At 43.2% G+C, this 23,894-nt stretch carries 18 protein-coding genes; 14 read left to right on the top strand and 4 right to left on the bottom strand.

Annotation, left to right across the window (positions count from 1 at the left end; translation table 11 throughout):
• Positions 1-62 precede the first annotated feature (62 nt).
• Together CWO08_RS00165 and CWO08_RS00160 are read left to right on the top strand one after the other, a co-directional pair.
• The gene (locus CWO08_RS00165; RefSeq protein ID WP_108019384.1) at positions 63-1,088 is read left to right on the top strand and encodes a two-component system response regulator; all 1,026 of its coding nucleotides are present in this window, start codon (positions 63-65) and stop codon (positions 1,086-1,088) included.
• Positions 1,081-6,006, top strand: a complete 4,926-nt coding sequence (locus CWO08_RS00160; protein ID WP_108019382.1) for an ATP-binding protein — start codon at positions 1,081-1,083, stop codon at positions 6,004-6,006. The genes CWO08_RS00165 and CWO08_RS00160 overlap by 8 nt, the downstream gene beginning before the upstream one ends.
• A 101-nt stretch (positions 6,007-6,107) precedes the next feature.
• Here CWO08_RS00160 and CWO08_RS00155 read toward each other — a convergent pair whose 3' ends face one another.
• Positions 6,108-6,998 (bottom strand): LysR family transcriptional regulator, encoded by an 891-nt coding sequence (locus CWO08_RS00155; RefSeq protein WP_107898455.1) that lies wholly within the window; start codon positions 6,996-6,998, stop codon positions 6,108-6,110.
• A gap of 524 nt (positions 6,999-7,522) precedes the next feature.
• Between CWO08_RS00155 and CWO08_RS00145 the strand changes: the two genes are divergently transcribed.
• On the top strand, positions 7,523-8,698 hold the full coding sequence (locus tag CWO08_RS00145; protein ID WP_107898456.1) for an MFS transporter: 1,176 nt from the start codon (positions 7,523-7,525) through the stop codon (positions 8,696-8,698).
• Between the two features lie 248 nt (positions 8,699-8,946).
• Here CWO08_RS00145 and CWO08_RS00140 read toward each other — a convergent pair whose 3' ends face one another.
• From CWO08_RS00140 to CWO08_RS00130, 3 genes are all read right to left on the bottom strand, one after another.
• Positions 8,947-11,703: an immune inhibitor A domain-containing protein gene (locus CWO08_RS00140; RefSeq protein WP_102432282.1), complete on the bottom strand. Its 2,757-nt coding sequence runs from the start codon at positions 11,701-11,703 to the stop codon at positions 8,947-8,949.
• 37 nt (positions 11,704-11,740) lie between these two features.
• Entirely contained in the window at positions 11,741-12,040 is a 300-nt protein-coding gene (locus CWO08_RS00135) for a hypothetical protein (RefSeq protein ID WP_102432304.1), read from the bottom strand.
• Between the two features lie 524 nt (positions 12,041-12,564).
• Positions 12,565-13,530, bottom strand: a complete 966-nt coding sequence (locus tag CWO08_RS00130) for a hypothetical protein (protein ID WP_102431672.1) — start codon at positions 13,528-13,530, stop codon at positions 12,565-12,567.
• 153 nt (positions 13,531-13,683) lie between these two features.
• Between CWO08_RS00130 and CWO08_RS00125 the strand changes: the two genes are divergently transcribed.
• The 11 genes from CWO08_RS00125 to CWO08_RS00075 all read left to right on the top strand — a co-directional run bounded on the left by CWO08_RS00125 (position 13,684) and on the right by CWO08_RS00075 (position 23,888).
• On the top strand, positions 13,684-14,151 hold the full coding sequence (locus CWO08_RS00125; protein ID WP_102431673.1) for an Lrp/AsnC family transcriptional regulator: 468 nt from the start codon (positions 13,684-13,686) through the stop codon (positions 14,149-14,151).
• A 164-nt stretch (positions 14,152-14,315) separates the two neighbouring features.
• Positions 14,316-15,878, top strand: coding sequence for a PAS domain-containing methyl-accepting chemotaxis protein (locus CWO08_RS00120; protein ID WP_102431325.1), 1,563 nt, complete (start codon positions 14,316-14,318; stop codon positions 15,876-15,878).
• A gap of 279 nt (positions 15,879-16,157) precedes the next feature.
• Positions 16,158-16,370 carry a Flp family type IVb pilin gene (locus CWO08_RS00115; RefSeq protein ID WP_102530405.1) on the top strand — a complete coding sequence of 71 codons (213 nt, stop codon included), beginning with the start codon at positions 16,158-16,160 and terminating at the stop codon, positions 16,368-16,370.
• Positions 16,371-16,495: 125 nt separating this feature from the next.
• On the top strand, positions 16,496-16,951 hold the full coding sequence (locus CWO08_RS00110; RefSeq protein WP_102530404.1) for a prepilin peptidase: 456 nt from the start codon (positions 16,496-16,498) through the stop codon (positions 16,949-16,951).
• Positions 16,952-16,971: 20 nt separating this feature from the next.
• A complete protein-coding gene (cpaB, locus tag CWO08_RS00105) occupies positions 16,972-17,796 on the top strand; it encodes a Flp pilus assembly protein CpaB (RefSeq protein WP_102530403.1) in 825 nt (274 codons plus the stop codon).
• Positions 17,796-19,160 carry a type II and III secretion system protein family protein gene (locus tag CWO08_RS00100; protein ID WP_108019379.1) on the top strand — a complete coding sequence of 455 codons (1,365 nt, stop codon included), beginning with the start codon at positions 17,796-17,798 and terminating at the stop codon, positions 19,158-19,160. Before cpaB ends, CWO08_RS00100 begins: the two co-directional genes overlap by 1 nt.
• Positions 19,157-19,636, top strand: coding sequence for a hypothetical protein (locus CWO08_RS00095; protein WP_102424947.1), 480 nt, complete (start codon positions 19,157-19,159; stop codon positions 19,634-19,636). Before CWO08_RS00100 ends, CWO08_RS00095 begins: the two co-directional genes overlap by 4 nt.
• Positions 19,636-20,877, top strand: coding sequence for a P-loop NTPase (locus CWO08_RS00090; protein ID WP_102530401.1), 1,242 nt, complete (start codon positions 19,636-19,638; stop codon positions 20,875-20,877). Before CWO08_RS00095 ends, CWO08_RS00090 begins: the two co-directional genes overlap by 1 nt.
• On the top strand, positions 20,874-22,145 hold the full coding sequence (locus CWO08_RS00085) for a CpaF family protein (protein ID WP_102530400.1): 1,272 nt from the start codon (positions 20,874-20,876) through the stop codon (positions 22,143-22,145). The genes CWO08_RS00090 and CWO08_RS00085 overlap by 4 nt, the downstream gene beginning before the upstream one ends.
• A gap of 1 nt (position 22,146) precedes the next feature.
• Positions 22,147-23,049 carry a type II secretion system F family protein gene (locus CWO08_RS00080; protein ID WP_102530399.1) on the top strand — a complete coding sequence of 301 codons (903 nt, stop codon included), beginning with the start codon at positions 22,147-22,149 and terminating at the stop codon, positions 23,047-23,049.
• Positions 23,046-23,888 carry a type II secretion system F family protein gene (locus CWO08_RS00075; protein WP_102422951.1) on the top strand — a complete coding sequence of 281 codons (843 nt, stop codon included), beginning with the start codon at positions 23,046-23,048 and terminating at the stop codon, positions 23,886-23,888. The genes CWO08_RS00080 and CWO08_RS00075 overlap by 4 nt, the downstream gene beginning before the upstream one ends.
• Positions 23,889-23,894: the final 6 nt, after the last annotated feature.

The raw sequence follows: 23,894 nt of genomic DNA, 5'->3' as shown, positions 1-23,894 counted from the left end.
GAGTGGTGCGAAAACCCATCTACACTATGATTATAACTGTTTGATTTTTATACGAGGTGTCAATGAGTCGTAAACCTATAGTGTTAGTCGTAGATGACACCCCAAGTAACTTGGATGTGCTAACTGCAATTCTCAAAGATACTTACCAAGTAAAGGTCGCGATCAACGGTACTATCGGTATCAAAATAGCGAAGATGGTGCCACAGCCTGACTTAATTCTCCTTGATATCATGATGCCTGATATAGATGGTTACGAGGTATGCCGTCAACTGAAAGCTCAACCCAATACCGCGCATATACCGATTATATTTGTGACCGCCAAAATGGATCCTGAAGCTGAAGTGAAAGGGTTGTCTTTAGGTGCTGTTGATTATTTAACGAAACCCATTACCCCAGAAATCGCACTTCAGCGTGTAAAAACCCATATTTCTCTTTATGACCAACAACGCGCGTTGTTTAGTCAGGTAAAAGAGAAAACCCAAGAGATCAATCTAGGTAAGCTAGAGACGCTGAATATCTTGGGTAGGGCGGCTGAATTCAAAGACAATGAAACGGGCATGCACGTTATGCGCATGAGCCATTATTGCGAAATATTAGCCAAAGCCTTGGGCATGACAGACGAAGACGCGGAAACCTTGCGTGATGCTGCACCCATGCATGATATTGGCAAGATAGGTATCCCTGACAGTGTGTTACTTAAGCCGGGTAAATTAGACCCGGACGAGTGGGCCACCATGCAAAAACACGTCGAATACGGCGTAGAGATACTCGGCAGGCAGAGTGACTCTAAGTTGATGCGAATGGCCATTCAAGTCGCGCAATATCACCACGAAAAATGGGATGGCAGCGGCTACCCAAATCAAATAGCGGGCGAAGAGATTCCTCTGGTCGGGCGCATTGCTGCGGTTGCGGATGTATTTGATGCTTTGACAGCAGAAAGGCCTTATAAAAAGGCTTGGAGCGTTGATGAAGCGCTGGCCTTGTTTGAAGAGCAAAAGGGTAAACACTTTGACCCAACTATCGTCGATCTTTTTTTCCTCAAGTTACCTGAGATTCTAGCAATTAAAGAGAAGTTCAAAGATGAGTGATCGCTGGATGCTGTCGCTAAATCGTTTTGCAGTACCTCTTGTCATTGGCATAGTGGTGTGGTCACTGGTCATTCGCAGTGTAAACGCGGCTGAAGTGACTGATGCAAAGTTAAATCAGTGGTTGGAAAACCAACCGACCATCACCTTTATTGCACTTTCCGACCATTACCCATACTCATTCATCGATGACGATGGGCTGGTTTCTGGGATCATCAAAGATTGGACATTGGATCTTGAACAGCGTTTTGGTGTCCATGTTCGGTTTATCACAGTTAACTCGCGCGTCGAGGCCAAAGCGGCGTTAGTCGATGGGCGAGGTGATGTATTCCCATTTCAACAGTTTGACCCAAGTGAAGGAGGGCGTTTTCTTGCAAGTGACCCCTATGTTCCTTATCAGGTTGCTGTAATAGTACCTATCGACAATAAACTCGATGGAAACCTAGAGCAAAATAACAAGCGCCGCATCGCGATGGTTAATGAAAATATCGACTTACAAAGAGCAGGTGTTCAATTGAGCGCTATTGAACGAGTGGAGTTCGACAACGTTATTGATGCAGTACGTGCGTTAGGGGATGGCGATGTTCAAGGCATAGTCGGTGAACCAATTACCACCATGGATCTTGCGAAAAAGATTGGCGTTCATGATCTAGCGGTCAATTATGTTTTGGAACATTGGAAAAAGTTAGAAGCGTCAATGGTGATTCGAACTGACGAACCAGAGCTACTGACGCTAATCAACAAACAAATTGAAACCTTCGACATTGATAATAAGAACCAGATTCTATCAAAGTGGCTAGATAGCTCCTCTTATCGAGTGCCACTGAAAGGCGTATTTGGCTTTGGTAACCCTCCGTATATGTACCCAGACAGCACAGCGGTCGGGCTAGAACACGACATTCTTCAGCGTGCTCTTAATGATATGGGGTATAAGTTAGGTGACGTTGTCACCCTTCCTCCTAGTGCCGCTAGAAAGGCTATCGATAACAATAATTCTATTGCCTTTGTATCTGGTGTTCAGTTTGATGATCCTAATGCGCACTTTTTAAGTGATAACGTTCTTAATGTTGAGTTTGTTCCTGTGTCTCTCGTGCGACGCAAACTCCAACTTCAATCCCAAAAAGACCTATCATTAGGGGCGTTATTGTTCGACGAAACATCCCCAATTAAAAACTCTGTTGAAGTTCTGAAGGGTAAGTTAGACATTGATCGTGTCGAAGATTACGAAGATCTTGAATCAGCATTCTCGCAGTTGAGGGCTCAAAATGTCGACTTGCTAATGGTTGAACGAAGAGTACTAGAGTGGTTTATCACCAATACTCGTTTTATCGAAATGTCAGAGTTAATGTTACATGACGAGTATAAAGTTGAGTATCCGATCTATGTGGACTTTAAGAGTGAGGAAATTAGAGACAGCTTCAATGCCGCGATTAAAAACCTTAAACAGGCCGATGATGGTTTAAGCCAAATTATCGATGTGCAGGTTCAGAATGATTTAAGTCAAGTGCTTAAAAAAGCGAATATTATTGCGCAAGTATCCGCGTATTTTATTGTCAATGACCGCTTTGAAGAGTTAACGGAAGTTTTTGAAATTTTTGATACATACAGTTCATTTCAGGTGATCACCGCACAAGCGGATAATAACAATCGCCCGATTAAATCTTGGTATATCGGCAACCTAGTTGATGAATATGGAGAGAAGAAAAACACCTCTCATTTTTCGTCTGTCACCAAGGTGGCAAATTATCGAACCAAAGGAGGAAACACCAACTCTGGTTCGATGACTTTCTATTTTGATGTTAAGTCGTTAGAGCGGAACCATGTTTATTTTCCCTCGGTCGAAAAATTCAGTTCATTCGGAGATGCGGCGAAACGCTATATAGCGGATGTTTATCAAGCGAATAGTTTGATTGGAGAAATCTTAAATCTCAGCCCAAAAGAGAGAAAGTGGATCAAAGATAATCCGAATGTTCGGATAGGTATCGATCCCAATTCGTTGCCTTATGAGGCGGTATCCAATTCCGGTGAATACATCGGGATGATTGATGACTATCTAACACTGATTGAGCAGAAAACAGGTTTAAATATTAACCATGTAGACGTTGCAAATTGGTCAGAGACCCGTAGCTTGGTTGATCACCATGAAGTAGAACTGGTCTCCGCGGCTCAAGAAAACCGTTCGTTAGGAGACAATGTCAAAGCAGTCAAAAGCTTGTTTTCAAGCCGCTTAGCGATCGCATCGAGACGAGATATCAGCAGCTTGGTACTTGAAGAAGCTGAGGGTTGGAAAATCGGTATCTTGAAGAATGCAGCAAATACAGATGCGGTTATCGAACAATACCCGAACGTTGAATGGGTGCTGGTAGAATCCACAGAAGATGGACTCAACCGACTGGACTATAATACCTTAGATGGCATGATCGATACTGTCGACGTCCTCAATTATCTCATTGACTCATTTGGTCACCGGGAGATCGGAATTATCGGAAGACTCGATTTTTTCCTCTCGCCAACTTTACATGTCATCAAATCAGAACCTTTGCTTTATTCCATTGTGAATAAAGCGATTGAGAGTATTTCCGCAGAAGAACATCAGAAGATCTCAGCAAAGTGGGCAGCGCCAAAAGCGATAGAAAGAGTTGACTACCAGTTGGTTTACACCATTTCGGTTTTCTCGCTAGTGATCCTCCTACTTATTATTTTCTGGAATCGAAAATTAGCGAAGCAGATCAGTATTGCTAATGAAGCGACTGAAGCCCTCAAAAAGGCGCAGAATCAACTCTACAATATGCTCAATAGTTCTCCGATTGCCGCTGCGGTGGTATTTGAGGAGCAGGTTCGTTATGCCAATGACACCGCAAAGCGCCTGTTCGTCGTAGAAGGTAAAAAGCTTGATGCGTTTGATGTAGCTGCAATTCATGACTCGTTAGCGGTACGTGAAGAGGTACACAAGGAGCTTAAGCTCAATGGTAAGGTAGAAAACCGAGAGTTAGTGCTGAGAAAATCAGATGGCACTCGCTTTGTGGCTCTCGCGAGTTATTACTTGTTTGAGCTTGATGGGGATATCGCCACACTGTTTTGGGCATTCGATATTTCGGAAATGAAATACCTCAACGAGCAGTTGGCAGAGGAAAAGGAGAGAGCGGATCTAGCGAGCCAAGCGAAATCTGAGTTCCTGGCTAACATGAGCCATGAAATTAGAACACCAATGAACGCAATAATTGGTTTGTCTTATTTGGCAATTGGCGAAATATCTAATCCTGTCGCTCGAAATTATATTGAGAAAGTGCACCGTTCTGGCCATTCGTTACTCGGTATCATCAATGACATCCTTGATTTTTCAAAGATAGAAGCTGGGCAACTTGTTATTGATAACATCCCGTTTGATCCCGTGACGACCTTTAATGATGTGATTGAGCTGATGGAATCGAAAGCGGATGAGAAGCAACTTAAGTTGTCTATGTCGATAGACCCAGAGTTAGATACCCCGTTGATTGGCGACCCGTTAAGACTATTCCAAGTCATTCTGAACCTGATTGGGAACGCCATCAAATTTACATCGCATGGGAACGTGACTTTGAATGTTACTCATCTCGAATCCAATGATCGAAGCGTGAGTATGAAGGTAGTTGTTTCTGATACAGGGATTGGGATTTCAGAAGAAAATAGGCACAAGCTCTTTCAAGCATTTAGCCAGGCAGACAGTACTACCACGAGAAAGTTTGGAGGTACTGGCTTGGGGCTGAATATCAGTCAAAAGCTCGTACAAGCCATGGGCAGTGAGATTTCAGTTACGAGCGTATTGGGAGAGGGTAGTGAGTTTTCTTTCGTTCTTACTCTGCCTAGGTCGGATGCTGAAGAACTGGCACACTTTAAATCTCAGGAGCTCAAGCTGGATTATCACATCGAGTTTAAGGGGCAAAAGATATTGCTGGTTGAAGATAATGAGTTAAATCAAGACTTAGCGTTGGCATTTTTCAAGCGTACGAATTTGAATGTTGACTTGGCTGAGAACGGAGAAAAAGCCGTCGCGCTAGCCAAAAATAATGACTATGAAATGATTTTAATGGACCTTCAAATGCCCGTTATGGATGGCTTTGAAGCGACGCGTCAGATCCGTAAGTTTGATACGAAAGTCCCTATTATAGCGGTGTCTGCCAATGTGTTTGCTGATGCTAAGCAAAAGGCAAGGGACGCAGGTGTAACGGATTTCTTAGACAAGCCTATTATCATCGATAAAGCGACTTCTTTGATCGTCAAATATATAGTGCCGGAGGTGATGGTAGAAGGAAAGGCAGCTCCGTTAGATAGGCAGACAGAGCCACTTGAAAGCCTAACAAGTAAACCCAAGAGCAATGATGCTATCAGTGTATTTTCTCAACAGCGGTTCGAACAACTCACTCTTCATGATTCGGAACTTCAAAACAAATTGATTGGGAAGTTCCATAGCACTGCGCCAAGCATGATGGTTGATGCGTTTGATAATTTGGTACAAAACGATTGGATTACGCTTGAAAGAAACCTGCATACCTTGAAAAGCATGGCAGCGTCGATTGGTGGATTCCAGTTAGCTGATTTAATGGGAGAGTTAGAAGGTAAAGCGCATAACAGTTTGTGTGATGAGCAAGACCTCAGAGAAGGTGAAGAGAGGTTAGCTGAGCTCATTGCAGCAACGGATAGCCAGATTGTAAAGCCACAAGCTGAATGCGTGAATGAAGTGAGTGTGATGGAATCCGTGCTCACAGAAGATCACAAGGTTAAGCTACTCTCACTGCTCGAAGCTTATGATAACGATGCTACGCAATACGTGGCTGAGTTACTCGTGCAGTATCCACATGCTGCTGTGCTTAAAGATATTCAAAGTGCATTAGTTAGCTATGATTTCGAGCGAGCCAGCGAAGTTCTCAGATCCTTGGAATAAGCAACTTGGGATAAGTCGCTTGTGGTAATCACTATCATATAACCTTTAAAGCCTTTAACCTGAGGGGTTAAAGGCTTTAATTTAGTCAGCGAATCAACGCGTTAGCCACTCACATTTTGTTTGATCAAATCAATAACTGTATTGTATCGGTGCGGCAGTTTCCGGTTTCGTTTTTGAACCAAATACAGCGTCTCCTCAACCTCTACTTTTGGCGGCACAACGTGCAATTTGTCTCTCTCTGGGAAGTGTTCAACTGCGCCAGCCGGTAATACCGTAAAACCTAATCCTTTTGATACTGGTAGCAATATCTGATGAAGCTGGTTGATGTAGCCAGATTTTGGAATTTCATTGACGTTAATATTCGCTAAGTATTTATCACCGCATAGGTCGAAGTACAAAGAGAGGTAGTGCGCTGAATCTGGGTGAGCGATAAGTCCAATCTCATGCAGCGTTTGCGGTGTTATTTCTAGGTCGGCGTGGCTATGGTGGACAATAAGACATAGTGCTTCTTTGCCAATGACTTGGCTTTGGTAGTAGCTGTCGTTAGGAGAATGCCTAACAATGCCGATATCGGTAGTGCCTTGGAGTAGGTCATTCAATATCTTTTTGTTTGGAGCCGCTTCCAGGTTGATGCTGAGATCTTGGTGTTGCTGCTGAAGTTCAAGAAGCTTGGGATATAGACGTAAAGAGAGTGAGCCAGAGCAAGACAAATGACATTGTCCTGCATAAGGATTATCAAAACTCAGAGACTCGAAAAGATCTTCTTGGTCTTTCTCTAGCTTGAGCGCATAGCGATACATAATCCGACCTTGCTCGGTTAGCTCGAAGCTCTTATTTTCTCGAGAAAGCAGGTCACAATCACATGCTTGCTCAAGCTTTTTGATGTGTTGGCTGACACCTGGTTGAGTCATGTATAACTTTTCAGCCGTTTGCGTGAAATGGCCAACTTCAACCAGAGTCTTGAATGTGTTGAGCCAAAGCGGATTGATCATACTCGCCTCTTAATGCCGAAGTTTGTAAAACAGCGCTAGGGCGTGTTGAACTTTCGTGGTTAAATTTTGTTCGAGATAAAAGCGTTTTAATCGCGGCGAGGGAGAAGCAGCCTAGTCATTCTAAGCAAATCTCCCTCAACAAAGAGTAAAACGCTTTTTGCGGGGGCGCCCAGCTCGAACCCTCCGGGCAGCGTTTGCTGGTCATTTCTACTGCGTTATCGGCTTATCATGTAGGCTAGCTACACATCAAAGCCTCTGCCTTGTATAAATACCCAGCAACTCGCTGCAAAAATCAGCTCGAAAGATCAACACGCCCTAATAAATAACAAAAAATTATTATTATCTCAAATAATGATAACTTCAACTCTAGAGTGTAAAGCTTCGAAGATCAAAGTACGCTGGATTGAATATTGTTCGAAGCAGAGCTTTCGGTTGTTTGCTGGAGTTGTTTTGAGTAACAAAGTGTTGCGACTTTGTTGATTATTTGGTCTATTGACCAACTGTGCTCATATTTAGGAACTAAGATGAATAGAAATGTTTGGCTGCTCTCACTGTGTCAGGCCTTATTGATGACGGGGAACATCTTACTGATTTCGGTGATTGGCTTGATAGGCAAGCAGATTGCACCCAGTGTCAGCATGATTACTTTGCCCGTTGCGCTTCAGTTTTTAGGCTTAATGGCTGCCACGATTCCTGCGTCTTTAATTTCAGGTAAGCTAGGACGAAAGAGAGGGTTTAGCATTGGTAATGTCGTTGGCATTACAGGGGCAAGCCTTGCTACCTACGCTTTATCTCAGCAGCATTTCTACTTGTTTTGCTTCGCCACATTTTTGCTCGGGATAGGTATTGGTTTTGGTACGCTTTATCGTTTCGCTGCTATCGAAGTGTGTGATGAAAATGCACGACATCGCGCAATTTCTATATCGATGGCTGGTGGCGTTTTAGCTGCGGTATTAGGGCCAAACTTGGCGATTATGTCGCAGCAATGGTCGCAAGATGGCTTGTATATTGGCGCTTTTGCTTCTTTGATTGGATTGAACATTCTTGCGTTACTCATCTTACAAACCATTCAATTTCCAACAGCCTCTTTTAATAGTCAGGCTCCTAAATCCGATCCTCTTAGTGTGATAGTGAAAGCGCCTAACTTTATTGGTGCTGTGTTTGCTGCAATGGTCGCTTATGCCGTGATGAATATCCTAATGACGGCAACACCATTGGCGATGATCGGTTGTGGATTCGACTTTACTAAAGCCGCCGGTGTGATTGAGTGGCACGTATTGGGTATGTTTGTCCCGGCATTCTTTACTGGCTCACTTATTGAGAAGTTTGGTTCACGAATGATGATTTTGGCGGGTGGGGTGTTGTTCGTTGTTTGTATTGCTATCAACATTCATGGCGAATCAATCTGGCATTTCAGAGCGGCTTTGGTTTTACTCGGGGTAGGCTGGAACTTTATGTTCATCGCGGCAACCGGTTTGTTCAGTCAATCTTATCAACCGCAGAACAAAGCGAAGGCTCAAGCGTTTAATGAGTTTGTTGTCTTTGGCTGTGTGACAGTAACGGCGTTGCTTTCTGGTTGGTTAGAGTCGACTGCGGGCTGGCAAAACCTCAATATCTACGTATTGCCATTTGTGCTAGCCGTTATTTTATTGTTTGCATTTAGCGCACGTAAATCTCGCATTCAAAAGCAGCCGGTGTGAGTAGTTGTCACCTGTTTGGGTGAGATAGACCTCTTCATTTGAACAGAGCGTTAGGCTAGCTTTTCCGAAGCACAGACCAATAAAAAGCCCTACCGATGACGGTAGGGCTTTTGCTTACGGCTTAAATAATAACGTTTTCTTAAAACTACTGTCCTGACTCATGCCAAAGACAGCAGTACTTAAGTTGGTTTATCAGTACGCACGTTATTGTCTACGTACTTATTTCAATGATTTGAGCTGGAAGCGACTTATAGGTCGACCATAATGGTCTTAGTCGTGATCCCGCCTTGGTCATCAATTATCTTCAAGGTCACCTCGTGTTTCCCGTATGAAGGGAAGATAGAAGTGAATGTGCGACCTCGTTTTACTTTTCCATTTGGAAGCGTCCACTCAGTATCAACAATACGACCGTCACTGTCTGAGCTTGTTGACCACATGGTTACCCAGCGTCCCAAGTGGATGTACTTCGCACTTGCTTCCGGTAGGGCGTTTGGAGATTCAACACTCACTACAGAGCTGAACGAACCTGTGGTACCTTTGTCGTCGACAACAGTCAAGATCACCGTGTAATCACCGGCTTGCTCGTAAGTCCACGTTGGCGCTATTTCACTGCTTGTTACGCCGTTGCCGAAGTCCCATAGGTAGCTGATGATTTCGCCATCTTGATCCGAACTGAAGTTGCGAGCTGAGACGTTCAACCCATCTGTATTGAGTTCGAAGTTCGCTGTTGGCGCGATGTTGTGTTGGCTTACTTTCGACAGACGTACCACACCGTATTCGTTGACATCGCTTTGGTTAACAATGTCTACCACCAAGCCAAACTTAGTCAAAATACGACCCGAATCAGGAGCTTGTGGTGATGTGTAATCTTGATCATCAGAGAAGCTTGCTGTACCCACTAGGCTTGTGTCCTGAAGCACATCGTTGTCACTGTTCACAAGACGCATAGGAGTATGGTCTTTCAGTGAAAACGCGGCATCACGGACTTGGTAACGTGTTTGAGCGACTTTTCCTGAGTTTTGCCAAATCATGGCATTTTGGTCTGCATCGACCACACCTAACCAGCCTTCTCCTGGATGCTTGCCTACCCAGTTATCAGTGAGCGACTCATCGACATACCAAATGATCAGACCTGGATCGAACGACATGAGCTGGCCCATGCGCTTGATATTCGCTAAGCCTTCATCCACGTCCATATGACTGCGCCATTGCAGTAGGTAGTAGTGTTGAGCTTGATGGAAACCATTGCTCAATTTGAAGCCATTAAGCGCAAAGCTAGAGTTATCTTCGCCGTCATCTACCGCAACCGTGCCGCCGTCAACGACAAGGCTCAGGTTGTCTAAGTAGAAACCTTCCATGGCTAAGCCGCCATCGGTGATGTACTCGAACGAAAGCTCGACTTCTTGTCCTGCCCATTGAGAAACATCAAATTCAGCATCAATCCAGCCGTCAGACTCTCCACCAACCGCAGGAACTAGGCCGGTATTGTAGGGGTCATCCATAGAAGTGATGTTGCCTGCGATGGCTTGTCCGTTCACAAGGACACGAGCAAAATCATAGTCTTTCTCGATTTGGTACCAAGTTTTGAAGGTAAGCATTGCAGAATCGCCCGCCGGGATTTCCAGCTTACGGGTCATGCTATTTTTCAGGTCGTCGCCTTTTTGAGAGTGGAATGAGTACTCACCCTCGAACGGTTTCAAACCTTCGATTTGTTTCTCTGGAAGGTCGACCTTAATCATGTTCGGACGAGAGTTATCTGTCGTTTGGAACAGGGTGTAAATTTGTGGATTGTCTTCCAGGTCATCAATTGAGATTTGGTCATCATTAATCCAACGACCACCAATAGACTTCTGTAGGAAGTGTTTTGCCCAAGAACTGAATGCGGTTGGTTGAGTACCGCCAATTTGACCAGCCCAGCTGCCTGAAGACATGATAGACCAATAAGAAACAGGTTCACCTTTACCCGTGTATTGTGTGTCGTACTCATCTGGAAGGCCTAAATCATGGCCATATTCGTGAGCACAAACACCGGCTGCTGCGTCAATCGGTTGAATCGTGTAATCAAACGCCGCGTACTGGCCATTAAAGCGGTCTGGAAGCGAGCTAGAGGAGCCTTCTAGCACATGTGTGCGCCCAAGGTTGAATCGGTGAGACCAAATTGCATTAGGACCTAACACACCGCCACCGGCTTCTTCACCTACAGAGGCATGGAACACCATTAGGTGATCAATTACGCCGTCTGGCTCACGGAAGTCTCCGTCACCATCGTAATCGTAACGATCTTCGATATCGTAATCAGCGAGGTTGATGCTAGGGTCTTGAGCTAACTGGTTGAGGGCTTCGCGAACGAGCTCTTGAGCATTTAGGTCGTTATCCGTTGTCGGGGAGTTACCACCGTAGAAAGCTGCTGGCTTAGAAGCTCGATACCAACCTGCGGCTTGACCCGCCACACTGTAACTGTCGCCTGACTCACTTTGATAATACTGGCGCATCGAGATTAAGTTTTCACCATTTGGTCCGGTATAGCCTGAATCAGAAAACAGTAACTCTTGGTAGTGTTCTGGGTTGTAGCTCTCGTAGAGCATTTGCGTGTGCTCTTTAGTGAGCTTGTTATCGTCCCAGTTTAGATCAGGGAAGTCGACAAGCAGCGCGAGCACTTTGTCCGTGCGCTTGGTACCCACTTCCAGTGCGAAAACACTCGCTTTTTTGACGCCGGACTCTTTTTCGATGGCTTTTAGAATCTTTGCTCTCAGCTCCATGGCTTTTTTGCCAAATTGCGCATCACCTTTAAAACCCGAATTGATTTTACTTTTTAGGTAACGATCAAGGGCGCTGTGTTTTTCTTGATCGCTAGCGTTTTCATCAACTAAGCCTTGTCTTACTAGCATTTCAATTAGCTTATCTTCATTAACAACACCTAAATCAATAGGTGTTTTAGCATAACTGTTGACGCTAAATAGAGTAATCATTGCTGAAGCCAGCAACGTCTTTCTCATTATCTTCATTACATTTCCTTTTTATATTTCCATGTCGATATTAATATCAACTTCCTTCACCGGTGTTATTCACCGATATTGGTCTAATGCACTCTTTTGGTGCTTTATTTACCTGACGTTGGTTTTTTATATCTTTATTTAAATCGAAATTAGGCTGATGGTTCTTATTTGCTTTGGCATTGAGATAGATACGCAAAGCTTCTTGGTTGTCCTTATAATTTAAGCCGGGACAGATAATGCCTTGTTCAATCAATGACTTCAGCAATGGTTCATCATTCTCTATAGTGGAAGCCTGTGACAGTGAGGATAAGGACAGAACCATTAAAGCCATTGTTTTATGTGACATTGTTATAATTAGCCATTTGTTTCGATTGTGTAACAAAATATATTTATAAAATTAACCAATCAAACTGTAAATTTTTACAAGTTATTGTCTATCCTATTTTCAACATTAAGAGTTAATATCAAATAGCCTTAGATAATTATCTTATTGTCAGTTATTTATTTCATTTTGGTGAATTTATAGTTGATTGTTTTAATAGTAAGTATCAGTGTGGATAATATGGTTATTGTCTCTCGTGTTAATAGAGGTAAGGCTTTAGATAGTAATAAAAATACCTTTATACTTTGTGTTGATATAAGAATAGTGAATTTTATTGTCAGCCCAATGATGGATTATTCGTGTTTAAATTATTTTCACTCGAATTATCACGATTTCTTCGATTGAGGAGAGGTGAAAGCGCTTGTGGGCGCAATGTTACGCAAATTTTTGGGTTGGAGCGGCGAACAAGTTGGGTAGTGAAAAAGCTGATGATAAAAGAGCCTGTGTGTCGGCTCTTTTGCTAAAAGGTTTAAGGTGAGTTTTCGCTGTTATGATTGGGATACGTCGCGATAAAAGTAACGCTCACAAATCGTTGGTTTGACACGTTTAATAGCGTGCGAAATTAAAGCAACGATGAGGACTGAAAATACGATTCTTCCCCAGAATATGGTGTAAAAATTAGCCCCAATCAGCAAGATCAACAAGGTGTCTTCAATCAAACTGTGGAGCAGGTTGAGTAGCATAATGGCGGTAAACACGTCTCTTGCGGCTATATGTCCTTTCTTTGCTTCGTTGATCAATAACCCGCCACCGAACGAAAGACCGAGCGTGATCCCTATGATGGTTAGATTGGTCGCATCTTTGCTGATGCCTAGTAGTCTTAAAAATGGTCGTAGCAGCAGAGCCATTAACTTCTCGATGCCAAGAACCTTTAAAACTTTAAGTAACAGTAGCAGTGCTGAAATCACCATGAATATCACTGCAAAGTTTTTGAGTTGTTCGATAGCCCAACCGATGTAACTGTTATCTGACGATACTTCTGGCTGCCATAAAACGGTTGCTGGATAGTTGAGTAAATCTCCGTATTGATAGCTGAGATTCAGTAGCCATGCCAATACCAAGCTGCCGCCGACTCTGACTGATAAGGTGGCAAGCCAGCTTACGCCTGCTTTTTTCGCTATTGCGCCTTCAATTGGCAATGAATGGGCGAGAAGCATCATGCTGCCTAATACTGAGGCTTGAGCGACAGTAAGGGGAACATCGGAACTGATGAGAATAATCAACCCTGCATAGATGTTAGTGAGTATGGTGGTTGCCCATACCAACCCCATTTCTTTCGGTAAGCCAACACTTTCCATTATTGGGCTCAGCCATTCGCTAAGAATCATGATGCCGCCGAGCTCTTCAACTACCTTTATAACGATGATGATTGGAATCATGATTCGAAAAAGCGTCGAGGTGACATCGAAAATTTCTTTAAGGAGTTCTTTAAAGAATTGATAAGTGAATTTCATTGTTACGACCATTGTTCGATTATGTTGTATGAGAAGATCTTATCGCGATTGCTGTGATCATAATTTTGAAATTGCTTTGTGAAGTTGCGTGAAATTTTTTAATTGTCGTAGAATTGAAAATTATAAGTCACAAAGTTGTGGTTCTAAGAAATTATGGAAATAGACCGAATAGATCGAAGCATTCTCGTAGAGCTTCAAAAGAATAACCGAATTCCTAATCAGGCGCTGGCTGAGGTTGTTGGCTTGTCACCACCTGCTTGTTTAAAGCGAGTAAGGCGCTTGAGAGAGGAGGGCGTAATCGTCGGTGATGTGTCTATCATCAATCCTGAGCTTACAGGCAGTAAGATGACTTTGGTTGTGTCTGTAGAAATGGAGCGAGATCGAGGGGACATCTATCAGATATTTCGCTACTCTATTTCGAAGGCTGCGGAAGTGACTCAGTGTTACCAAATTTCAGGCAGCTTTGACTTCATGTTGATTGTTACGGTCAAAGACATTCAAGCTTATGAAGATTTTGTTGAGCGGGTACTGCGTAAAGATTTGAACATTCGTAAGTTCCACACCTCTGTGTCAATGAGAACTGTGAAGTTTAGTACCGCCGTGAACTTAGATGAGTCGTAATCGTTAGATTGAAGAGACGTGAGGCATTGAGCTTTGTGAGGTACCTGGCTTATTTTTGTTTAAATAGCAGGCATTTACACAAAATGTGATGTTCACATTTTGTCATAACTTTAATAATTGTATATATTCCTCGCCTAAAATAATAATTAACAAAAGTTAATATAATGACTGTCAGCTCATCTTCTCAATCTCGTGAAACGCTTCTCAGCGAAAACGAACAACTCGTATCAACCACCGACCTTAAAGGCGTGATTACTTATAGTAATGATGCTTTTTGTCGCATCGCAGAATACAGCCAACAAGAATTGCTAGGGCAACACCACAATATTGTTAGGCATGGTGATATGCCTAAAGCGGCGTTTGCCGATATGTGGGTTAATCTGAAGCAAGGTAAGGCATGGCGCGGGATTGTAAAAAATAAGACTAAATCTGGTGGATATTACTGGGTCGATGCTTACGTTACTCCAATCTACGAGAGCGGCAAGGTGAGTGGTTATCAGTCTGTTCGTGTTAAACCGAAGAACGAGTGGGTGCAGGTTGCAGATAAGGCCTACCAAGGCTTATTGAAGGCTGAGAAATCTGGCCGCCAATGGTCATTGCAGATCAGTGATAGTGTTCGCTATGCGGTGTTGTTGGGTTCTCTGGCTGCGCCTCTGATTTCAAACCTTGTCGAAGTAGGGCAGGTATCCCAATGGCTTCTTAGCTTGCTGCCTGTTTCAGCATTAGCTCTGCTTTTCCGACAAGAGCTGATTGATACTCCTTTACAGCTGAAAAAACTGCAGTCGAAATTCGACAGTGTGAGCCGCCTTGTTTATTCAGGTAACAGCAAATTCTCCGTGGCCGATTTTCACTTAAAACTTTTGTCTGCTCGAATTCGCACGGTACTCGGCCGTATGACCGATTCTGCGAAACCGCTGCAGGACTTAGCCGATAATCTGAATGCCACATCATTTGAAGTATCAGAAGCATTAGATCAACAAACAAAAGACATTCTACAAGTGCGTGAAGCAACGGAAGAGGTTGAAGTCACCGCGAACGAGGTATCTTCTCGTACTGAAGAAGCGCACCAGATTGTTGATGTGACTTTGCAAACCTGTGCCGGCGCTAAAGAGAGCATTAATCAAACTCATCAAAACTTAGAGAGCCTAGCTTCTCAGGCCGAAAAGGCGACGCAAACGACTTACCAACTGAGCGACCAAGCGCAGAGCGTAAGCAAGATTATGGAAGAGATTGGTGGAATCGCCGAACAAACAAACTTGTTGGCATTGAACGCTGCGATTGAAGCGGCTAGAGCGGGTGAACAAGGCCGAGGCTTTGCCGTAGTGGCTGATGAAGTACGTGCGCTGTCTGGGCGCACCTCGAACGCGACAGTACAAATTAAAGAGAGCATTGAAACCATGCTCACAACCATTGAAGGTTGGCAGAAAGATATTTTGGCGAACAGAGAGCAGACCGATGCGTGCGGTGATGTGGCGAAGGTGAGCGCAGAGCGTTTATCTGACGTTGAAAACCTGATGCAATCCATGAATGAATTGATGCAGTCGGTAGAAAACTCAGCACATAAGCAACGTACTCTCTCGAGCGAGGTTAATCTTCACATGCAATCTATCGCGTCGACTGCAGAACAGAATTTAGTTGCCACTCATTCTGTGAAGGATCATTCGACAGAGCTTAAAGAACAAGTAAACGAGTTCTATCAGTTAGCTAAACGTTTTGAAGAAAAGTAGCGATGTATTAAGTTTTAATCTCTATTAAAAATGTCAAAATTAAACAAAATGTAAATGTTCAGCCCTGCTTTTTAGCGGGGCTTTTATTTATCTGTTACATAGTATCAAGGAGTTTAATGTTTATAACATTCAGTTTGTTGGCTATTCAGTAATTAGGATAAAACTCTTGCCTTAAACTTGCTTAACTTAGCTATGTGCTAATTCTTGAATTTTAGTGTGATGATTAACTTGCTCAAAGCGAGTCAATTATTGATATTCAACTGTATAGGTAAAGATCTAATGTTAACTAAAGCATACGTGTCTGCTAGCAATTTTTTCCATTCATTTAAAAACGATGAACGCGGCGTGACTGCGATCGAATATGGCCTGATTGCTGTTGCAATGGCTGTATTAGTAACTACAGCTGTGGGCCCTACAGGTTTCATTGGCAAGCTTGAGGCTGCGTTCGCACAAGTAGCAACTTCTATCGACACTGCAAGTGATAAGTCATAATAAATCTTATTCGCTAGGAAGTTTAATATAGCAAATCATTATGCCAGTACCATGTTAAAGATGTCTGGCATAATTTATTTTCGCTATAAAATGAAATTATTTTACTCAAACTATGTGGCGTCCCTATTTTTAGTCATGAATTTTATCTAGTAGGTTTGGCGATATTGATTATATATGTGTCAGCCACTGACTTTCTCTACCGAAAAATACAAAATAACGCCTTATACGTATTGCTGCTTTTGCAGTGTTCCTTATCCCCATTAGACATTCAAACGATCAGCTTTCTACTTGTGCTAAGTATAGGGCTTGTTCTTTATAAGCTAATTTGGATTGGTGCTGGTGATATTAAATATGCATCTGTCTTATCACTTACCATTCCTGTTCATGATCTAGTTGGGGCACTCGTTATGATGGCTTTTTCTGGTGGGATTTTAGTTGTTTTTTATCTCGTAAAGACAAAGTTGATTAACAAAATACTAGCGAAAAAAACGTTGAATGATCAAAAAGGTATTCCGTACGGTGTGGCTATCAGTATCGGATTCTATTTGGTTATTTTAACCAAATCTACGCCATATATATAACCTCAAAAAATGAGAATATTATGAGATCACGACTGGTATTACTTGTTGCCATCGCTGCTTTAATCGTGGGCGCATTAGGCGCTGTCGATTTGTTTAAGACTGAAACCGAGCCGAACACTGCTGATGAAGTGGTCGTAGAAAAAAGCGAAGAACATGTGGGAGTGTGGATTGCAACTGAAGCGCTTAAAAAAGGGCATGCAGTCAATGCACAAGACGTTGTTAAACAACAATTGCCTCTTAGTGAAGCACTAAAACTTGGTGTCAGAGAAGATACACAAATCAGTTTCTCGCCTTCCATTCTATTAAATCGAAACCTGCGCTCTGGTGATGTGGTATTACCTGAATATCAAGTGAGCCCTGGTAGACCTGGCTACATCGATCTTCTCGTTACCGAGAACATGACATTGTACCCATTGAAAGTTAGCGATAAAAACTTGATTAATGACTACATCCGGCCGGGGTCTTTTGTCGATGTGCTTACGGTGAGCTCTCCTCATGCCAATTTGGCTGGCAACCTAGATAAGCCGAAGCGTTTTCGCGGAGTGAAGGCGTCGATGTTTTTGAAACATGTCAAGGTGCTCAATATCGGAAATGATGACACAGGGGACAGATCGGTTACTGCTCGCTCTCCAAGTGAAGAAGCTGGCTTAACGACGGTTGTTATTGAAGTAAGCCCGGATGATCTACCCAAACTTGCCCTTGCACAACGAACCATGCACATCGAAATTTATCGCAGCCAAACCTATAGTCAGCCTGAGTTTGCCGAGGTGCGTAACATCATTGATAACTACACAGGAGTTAATGAGTTACGTGGTAATGAGAACAACCCAAGAGAGGCTTTGTGATGAGGATTATCCATCAAGGAGCATTGTTTGGCTCCATTCTAGTAACGCTGTTTGGCTTACTTTCAACAACAAACACTTTCGCTGCTGATCGCTCTATCACTTTAAATGATGGCCAACACATTCAACTTAAAACACCAATCGGTCAAGTGTTCATAAACAACCCTAACATCGTCGATTACAAGGTAATCAACGATAGCACTCTTGTTGTGTTTGCGAACAGTGTGGGCCAATCGCGATTGATTGTCTATGGAGTGGATAACGATGTGCTGCTATCCGACCGTATTATTGTTGATTTGAACTTAACGGACGTTAGAAAACAACTTAAATTCCATTTTCCTGACGCTCAAGTAAAGGTTCAGTCAATAGGTGAGCAAGTTGCAGTGAGTGGTATCGTTGATTCAGAAGAAACGCGTGACGATATTTATCGCTTGGTCGCGACGTTACTAAACCGAGAAAAAATGGAGAAATGGGACAAAACACAAAAGCTAAAATTTAAATCCGACAGTTCGGATTATGAAGAGTCTGAAAGCATGGTGTTTGCTCGCAATATGACGTGGCAAGGGATCATCGAGCGAATTGAAGTCGCCACGATTCAGCAGGTGAACGTCAAAATATCGGTCGCGCAAGTGACAGAATCGTTTGGACAAACCATCGGTTCTGATTGGAGCACGGTAGGTTCAAGTGTCGGGCAATTTGTTTTTGACCAATTCGATGCGGCTAATCTCACTACCTTAATTACAGCGTTAGGAAATGACCAGATCGCAGAGGTTCTGGCTGAGCCGAACTTAACCGTATTATCCGGTGAGTCAGCAAGTTTTCTGGTTGGTGGGGAAGTACCTGTAATCATGTCTTCCAATAATAACGTCAACATCTCATTCAAAGAGTTCGGTATCAAGCTGGATCTAACGGCCAAAGTGTTGAGCCAAGACAAGATCCGAATGCAACTGGCACCTGAAGTGAGTGAAGTTGAGGGTTATGTTGAAGCCGCTGGTATCAAAGTGCCACAGCTTGTTTCTCGTCGTGCAATGACAACGGTGGAGCTGGCCGATGGTGATAGCTTTGTTCTGGGTGGTTTGATGAGCAGCGCTGATTTGGAAAAAATGCAAAAGATCCCATTTATTGGTGATATTCCAGTTCTTGGCGCCGCGTTCAGAAAAGCAACCACCGAAAGAAAACGTACCGAATTGGTTATTGTCGCTACTGTAAATCTAGTGGAGCCAATGAAGCCAAAAGATATTCAACTTCCGTACATTAAGAAGACATCGACATTGGCACGTTGGTTGAACATCAAATGGGATGGTAAGGAAGTGACGTCGTCTGATGCAACAATTCGTCTGCTGTCGCAAGGAGGATTTATCCAATGAAGAAATTAGCATTGATAGCCTTGTTCTCTGCCTCACTGTTTGGCTGTGCTTCTGAACAGTATTTCGTTGGTCAAGGTGCTGAAGCTCTAGTTTACAAAGAGCACCATAGTTTTGAGTTTGTGATAAAAAAACGCGATAAAACAGTTCAGCAGATTAGTGACTTGATACAGGAAATTGAATCGGTCGATAAAGAGGCTACCTATGTGGTGGATTATAAGTCAGCTGCGAACAAACAGCTGCTACAGAGTATTTTTAAAAAGTACCCATCGCATATTATCACACCACAACGAGTTGTTTATCGGTATGCCCAGTCGTTGCCAAGTGACCTAGGAATCAAAGTAACGCTAACACGCTTGAAGACACAAACGTGCAAGCCAGCCCAAATACATGTCAATTTGAGGCAGTCTGACTGTTTTGTTGAGTCGATGAGATTGAAGCAAGTGGCGCACAAATCAAGATTGGTAGGAGAACAATAATGTTTGATTTGACAAAAGCGTTAGCAACCAAGGCCAAGCCAGTTCTGACAACCTCGAGCGGTGTGGCAGGGTGTACGTTATTTTATCAATCACAAGAGTGTTTGAATCTAGTTCAAGAAGTATTTCTGTTTGAAGGGTGGGATGAGCCAGCTTGCGTAAACACAACGGCCGGATTAACCAAAGTTACCGAGCAACAAAGCAGTCATATTGTGATTCTTGAGCTTAATGAGTCGAGCAATGTTGTAGAAGATGCAAAAGCTTTCGCTAGTAAACTACCAACTCATAAAGGCGTGGTAGTTATAGGTAAAGAAGATGCTATTTCAACGCTTCGCTCTCTTAAAGAGATGGGGTTCTACTACGTTTTCTGGCCGGTGAATAAACAAGAATTTGCGGACTTCTTAACTCACGTGAGTAAGAACCTCAAAACCTTTTCTGGTGTAAGCCAGAAACGTAAAGCAAAGCACGTTGCTATTGTTGGTAGCAAAGGTGGTGTGGGCGCGTCGTTTATCTCTACTGAGCTTGGGTCACTGTTATCGACACAAGGCTCAGATACGATTCTTGTCGACCATCAAAATGCTGGTACTAATATTGATGTTTTGCTTGGGCTAAAAGATTTTATGCCGCGAACCATTGATGAGTTTACCACGCCATTACACGAAATGGACGAAGAGGGTGCATTGAGCTACCTCTTTAATGCTCGTAAGCATCTTCGTTTATTAGCGATTGATGGTGAGAAGAGCCCAAGTGGTATTTTTAATTATAGCCAAACCTTATGTGGACTGTTGGCGAGAAACACCAACTTCATTATTGAAGATTTTTCTGGGGCTGTGGACTTCAAAGTTGAACCACAACTCTTGGTAGAAAATTTTGATGTGGTTGTGTTGGTGTTTGACGCATCGGTGTCATCGGTGAGAAATGCTAAGCGGCTCTATGAAAAGATAGAGAGCTTACAGCTGACTTTGTCGTCGCGTACTCGCATCATTATGGTCGCTAACTACCATCGTCCTAAAAATTCTTTTGTGTTGGAAAAGTCGGATCTTAATAAGTATCTGGGAATGAGTGTTGATCTAGAGTTTGATTATTGTAAGTCGCTTGCGCACATCATTATTGATGGCAAGCGAGGACATAAACACGACCGAAATATTAGTCACTCTATGGAGCAGTTGGTCAAACTTATTAATGGCCAGCCGATCGACCAGAAAGCGATGAACTCTTGGTTAAAGAAGGTGCGTGTTAAATGAGTTCTAATAAAGACTTATATCTCGCCTTTCGTGGTCAAATTTTTGAAGCGCTAGACGCCGAAGCGGTTCAGAAAATGAGCCGCAAAGAACTAGAATCACAGATACAAGCGGCAGTAGACTTATTAGCCAATAGCTACCAGAGACCCATCACATCGATGATGAAATCTGGTTTAGTGAAAAGCCTTATCGACGAGCTGTTTGGGCTTGGTCCTTTGCAGCCACTGGTCGAAGACCAGTCTATCTCCGATATCATGGTTAATGGGCCCAATAACATCTTTTTCGAACGACATGGCAAGGTCAAAAAGTCCGAAGTTTCGTTTGTGAATGAAGAGCAGTTGTTGGCTATTGCTAAGCGTATCGTTTCACGTGTAGGCAGACGCGTTGATGACCTCTCTCCAACGGTTGATGCCAGGTTAGATGACGGTAGCCGTGTGAACATCGTGATTCCACCGATTGCGCTGGATGGCACATCGATCTCTATTCGAAAGTTTAGAGAGCAGAATATCGGGTTTGATGATTTGATCGATTTTGGTTCGATGTCACCTGATATGGCGAGAGTATTAATGATAGCGTCTCGCTGTCGTATTAATGTGCTTATCTCTGGTGGTACTGGTTCCGGTAAGACAACCTTATTGAACGCTTTGTCTCAATACATTGCGGAAGATGAACGTATCGTCACGATTGAAGATGCCGCTGAACTGCGTCTGCAACAACCTAACTTAGTTCGACTTGAGACGCGAACCTCCAGTGTTGAACAAACTGGGGCTGTGACTCAGCGAGACTTGGTGATCAACGCGCTTCGTATGCGTCCTGATCGAATTATTCTCGGTGAATGTCGTGGCTCGGAAGCATTTGAGATGTTGCAAGCGATGAACACCGGCCACGATGGGTCTATGTCTACACTGCACGCGAACACGCCGAGAGATGCAATTGCCCGTGTTGAATCAATGGTGATGATGGCGAACTTGAATCAGCCGTTAGATGCGATTCGAAGAACAATCGTGAGTGCCGTTCAGATGGTTGTGCAAGTTAATAGGCTTCGTGATGGCACGCGCAAAATTACCAGTATATCGGAAATTGTTGGACTTGAAGGCGATAGCGTGGTGATGGAAGAGATTTATGGCTTTCGGCACGACGATGCTCTTTTCGGCGAAAATGTGAAAGGGGAGTTTGTCACCAATGGGATCATGCAGCGCTCTGAGTTAGTGAAAAAAGCGAAATTCTTTGGGCTTTATGAAGAGCTTATCGAATCCTTCAAGGGAGTCTAGCATGCTTTGGATTTCATTGATCCTGTTCGCTCTTTTACTTCTTTTGATCCGAGATTCAAAGGTAAAAAAAGTCAATCAATTCTTCAATATTGAAGACGTAGAAGTTGAAAGTTTTGACGCTATTAACGTGAAATCATTAGTTGGGAGACAGGTTTGGCACAGGTTTAGAGAGTCTATTTCACCTACCCTGATGGTGTTGGGGCCGCGTTCAACCTTGTATATCGCTTTATACATCATGGGTAGTTTGGTCGTCTCTTGGTACGTCGTGATAAATCTATTATCGATGACTAAAGCTTGGTGTGTACCTGTGTTAGCTCTCGTTTTTACTTTTTTCGGCTATCGTTTCTTGGTGACTAAAAGGCGCCGAGATTTCGAAAATACCTTCCCTGACGCGTTGAATATTCTGATGAGTGCCGTGACGGCGGGTGACAGTTTAATGCACGCCATTAGCTATGTCGGCGAAGTGATGCACAATCCTATCGGGCGTGAGTTTAAGTTGATGGGAGACCGACTTAAGTTAGGTGAGTCTCCGGAAGTAGTACTTAAACGCTCGTGTAAAAACTACCCGTATTCAGAGTTTTTATTCTTTACTGTAACGCTTAGAGCCAATATTGCGCGAGGCGGACAACTTAAAGGTGTGTTGGCTCGATTAATTCGTGTGTTGGTCGATGCTAGAACGTTAGAAAAAAAGAAGATGGCAATGACTTCGGAAGCCCGAATATCAGCCAAGATAGTTGCTGCTATCCCTATGGTTTTTATGGTTATTCTTAACCAAATCAATCCGTCTAATGTTGATTTTGTACTTCATGATCCCGAGGGGAGAGTCGTGTTGTTTTATGTGCTGGGCAGTGAGCTTATCGGCTTATTTATTGTTTGGTTATTAGTAAGAGGTGTTCGCGCATGATGATACTAGCTGCACTTATTGTGCTGTTTTTGTCGCTGCTCTTTTTGATCATCGAGTCGTTACAGGCCGAACAGCGCAGACAGAAATTAGCGAATTATCTAGCGACTGATGCTATTAAACCGCCTTCGCGCTTGAATCGATTTTTCATTAGATTTGGCAAGGAGCATCATGATGAGCTCGAGCAGAAACTGATCGAAGCGGGATATTACAACACGAAATGGGCGAAGTTCTATTTTCCCGCGAAGGTATTGGTATTGGTTTTGGTCTCTATTTTGATTCTGATGGGAGACATGACTTCGAGTAACCAACTGTTGGTCGCGATTACCTCTTTAATTACTGTAATTGTACTTCCAGATACTTTGTTGCAAGTGCGCCGTAAGATACTTATCCGAAAAACCTCCTCACAGCTTCCTTACCTCTTGGACATGATGTCAGTATGTGTACAAACCGGTATGACTATAGAGGCTGGTTTAGCCTATTTGGCTCTAGAGCTTGCAGAGTTCGACTCTGACCTTTGCTACCAAATTAAGCGCACATCTGACTCAGGTAAAATACATGGTATCGAAAAGGCTTTGAATGACCTTTCGGAGCGTATTCCAACCCCTGCGGTGAGAAGTTTTGTTCTGACTATTATTCAGAACTTGCAATACGGAACGTCCGTCGCACAAATACTCAGTGACCTTGCTGAGGATATGCGTAAAGAGCAAATGCTTACGGTTGAGGAGAAGGTCGGTAAGCTCTCTGCCAAAATGAGTGTGCCTTTAATCTTATTTATCATGTTTCCAATCGTCATTTTGATTCTTGCACCGAGCATAATGCAAATGACATTGAGTATCTAGAGGGCC

Origin of the sequence: Vibrio sp. 10N.286.48.B8, assembly GCF_003050085.1 — a bacterium.
GTDB lineage: Bacteria > Pseudomonadota > Gammaproteobacteria > Enterobacterales > Vibrionaceae > Vibrio > Vibrio crassostreae.
The sequence above is the reverse complement of the archived record's forward strand: the minus strand, read 5'-3'. Positions and strand labels throughout refer to the sequence as shown.

What these genes read in the sequence shown, in the direction of transcription:
- CWO08_RS00165 (WP_108019384.1), top strand. Translation starts at nt 63, where the DNA reads ATGAGTCGTAAACCTATAGTGTTAGTCGTAGATGACACCCCAAGTAAC.
- CWO08_RS00160 (WP_108019382.1), top strand. Translation starts at nt 1,081, where the DNA reads ATGAGTGATCGCTGGATGCTGTCGCTAAATCGTTTTGCAGTACCTCTT.
- CWO08_RS00155 (WP_107898455.1), bottom strand. Translation starts at nt 6,998, where the DNA reads ATGATCAATCCGCTTTGGCTCAACACATTCAAGACTCTGGTTGAAGTT.
- CWO08_RS00145 (WP_107898456.1), top strand. Translation starts at nt 7,523, where the DNA reads ATGAATAGAAATGTTTGGCTGCTCTCACTGTGTCAGGCCTTATTGATG.
- CWO08_RS00140 (WP_102432282.1), bottom strand. Translation starts at nt 11,703, where the DNA reads ATGAAGATAATGAGAAAGACGTTGCTGGCTTCAGCAATGATTACTCTA.
- CWO08_RS00135 (WP_102432304.1), bottom strand. Translation starts at nt 12,040, where the DNA reads ATGTCACATAAAACAATGGCTTTAATGGTTCTGTCCTTATCCTCACTG.
- CWO08_RS00130 (WP_102431672.1), bottom strand. Translation starts at nt 13,530, where the DNA reads ATGAAATTCACTTATCAATTCTTTAAAGAACTCCTTAAAGAAATTTTC.
- CWO08_RS00125 (WP_102431673.1), top strand. Translation starts at nt 13,684, where the DNA reads ATGGAAATAGACCGAATAGATCGAAGCATTCTCGTAGAGCTTCAAAAG.
- CWO08_RS00120 (WP_102431325.1), top strand. Translation starts at nt 14,316, where the DNA reads ATGACTGTCAGCTCATCTTCTCAATCTCGTGAAACGCTTCTCAGCGAA.
- CWO08_RS00115 (WP_102530405.1), top strand. Translation starts at nt 16,158, where the DNA reads ATGTTAACTAAAGCATACGTGTCTGCTAGCAATTTTTTCCATTCATTT.
- cpaB (WP_102530403.1), top strand. Translation starts at nt 16,972, where the DNA reads ATGAGATCACGACTGGTATTACTTGTTGCCATCGCTGCTTTAATCGTG.
- CWO08_RS00100 (WP_108019379.1), top strand. Translation starts at nt 17,796, where the DNA reads ATGAGGATTATCCATCAAGGAGCATTGTTTGGCTCCATTCTAGTAACG.
- CWO08_RS00095 (WP_102424947.1), top strand. Translation starts at nt 19,157, where the DNA reads ATGAAGAAATTAGCATTGATAGCCTTGTTCTCTGCCTCACTGTTTGGC.
- CWO08_RS00090 (WP_102530401.1), top strand. Translation starts at nt 19,636, where the DNA reads ATGTTTGATTTGACAAAAGCGTTAGCAACCAAGGCCAAGCCAGTTCTG.
- CWO08_RS00085 (WP_102530400.1), top strand. Translation starts at nt 20,874, where the DNA reads ATGAGTTCTAATAAAGACTTATATCTCGCCTTTCGTGGTCAAATTTTT.
- CWO08_RS00080 (WP_102530399.1), top strand. Translation starts at nt 22,147, where the DNA reads ATGCTTTGGATTTCATTGATCCTGTTCGCTCTTTTACTTCTTTTGATC.
- CWO08_RS00075 (WP_102422951.1), top strand. Translation starts at nt 23,046, where the DNA reads ATGATGATACTAGCTGCACTTATTGTGCTGTTTTTGTCGCTGCTCTTT.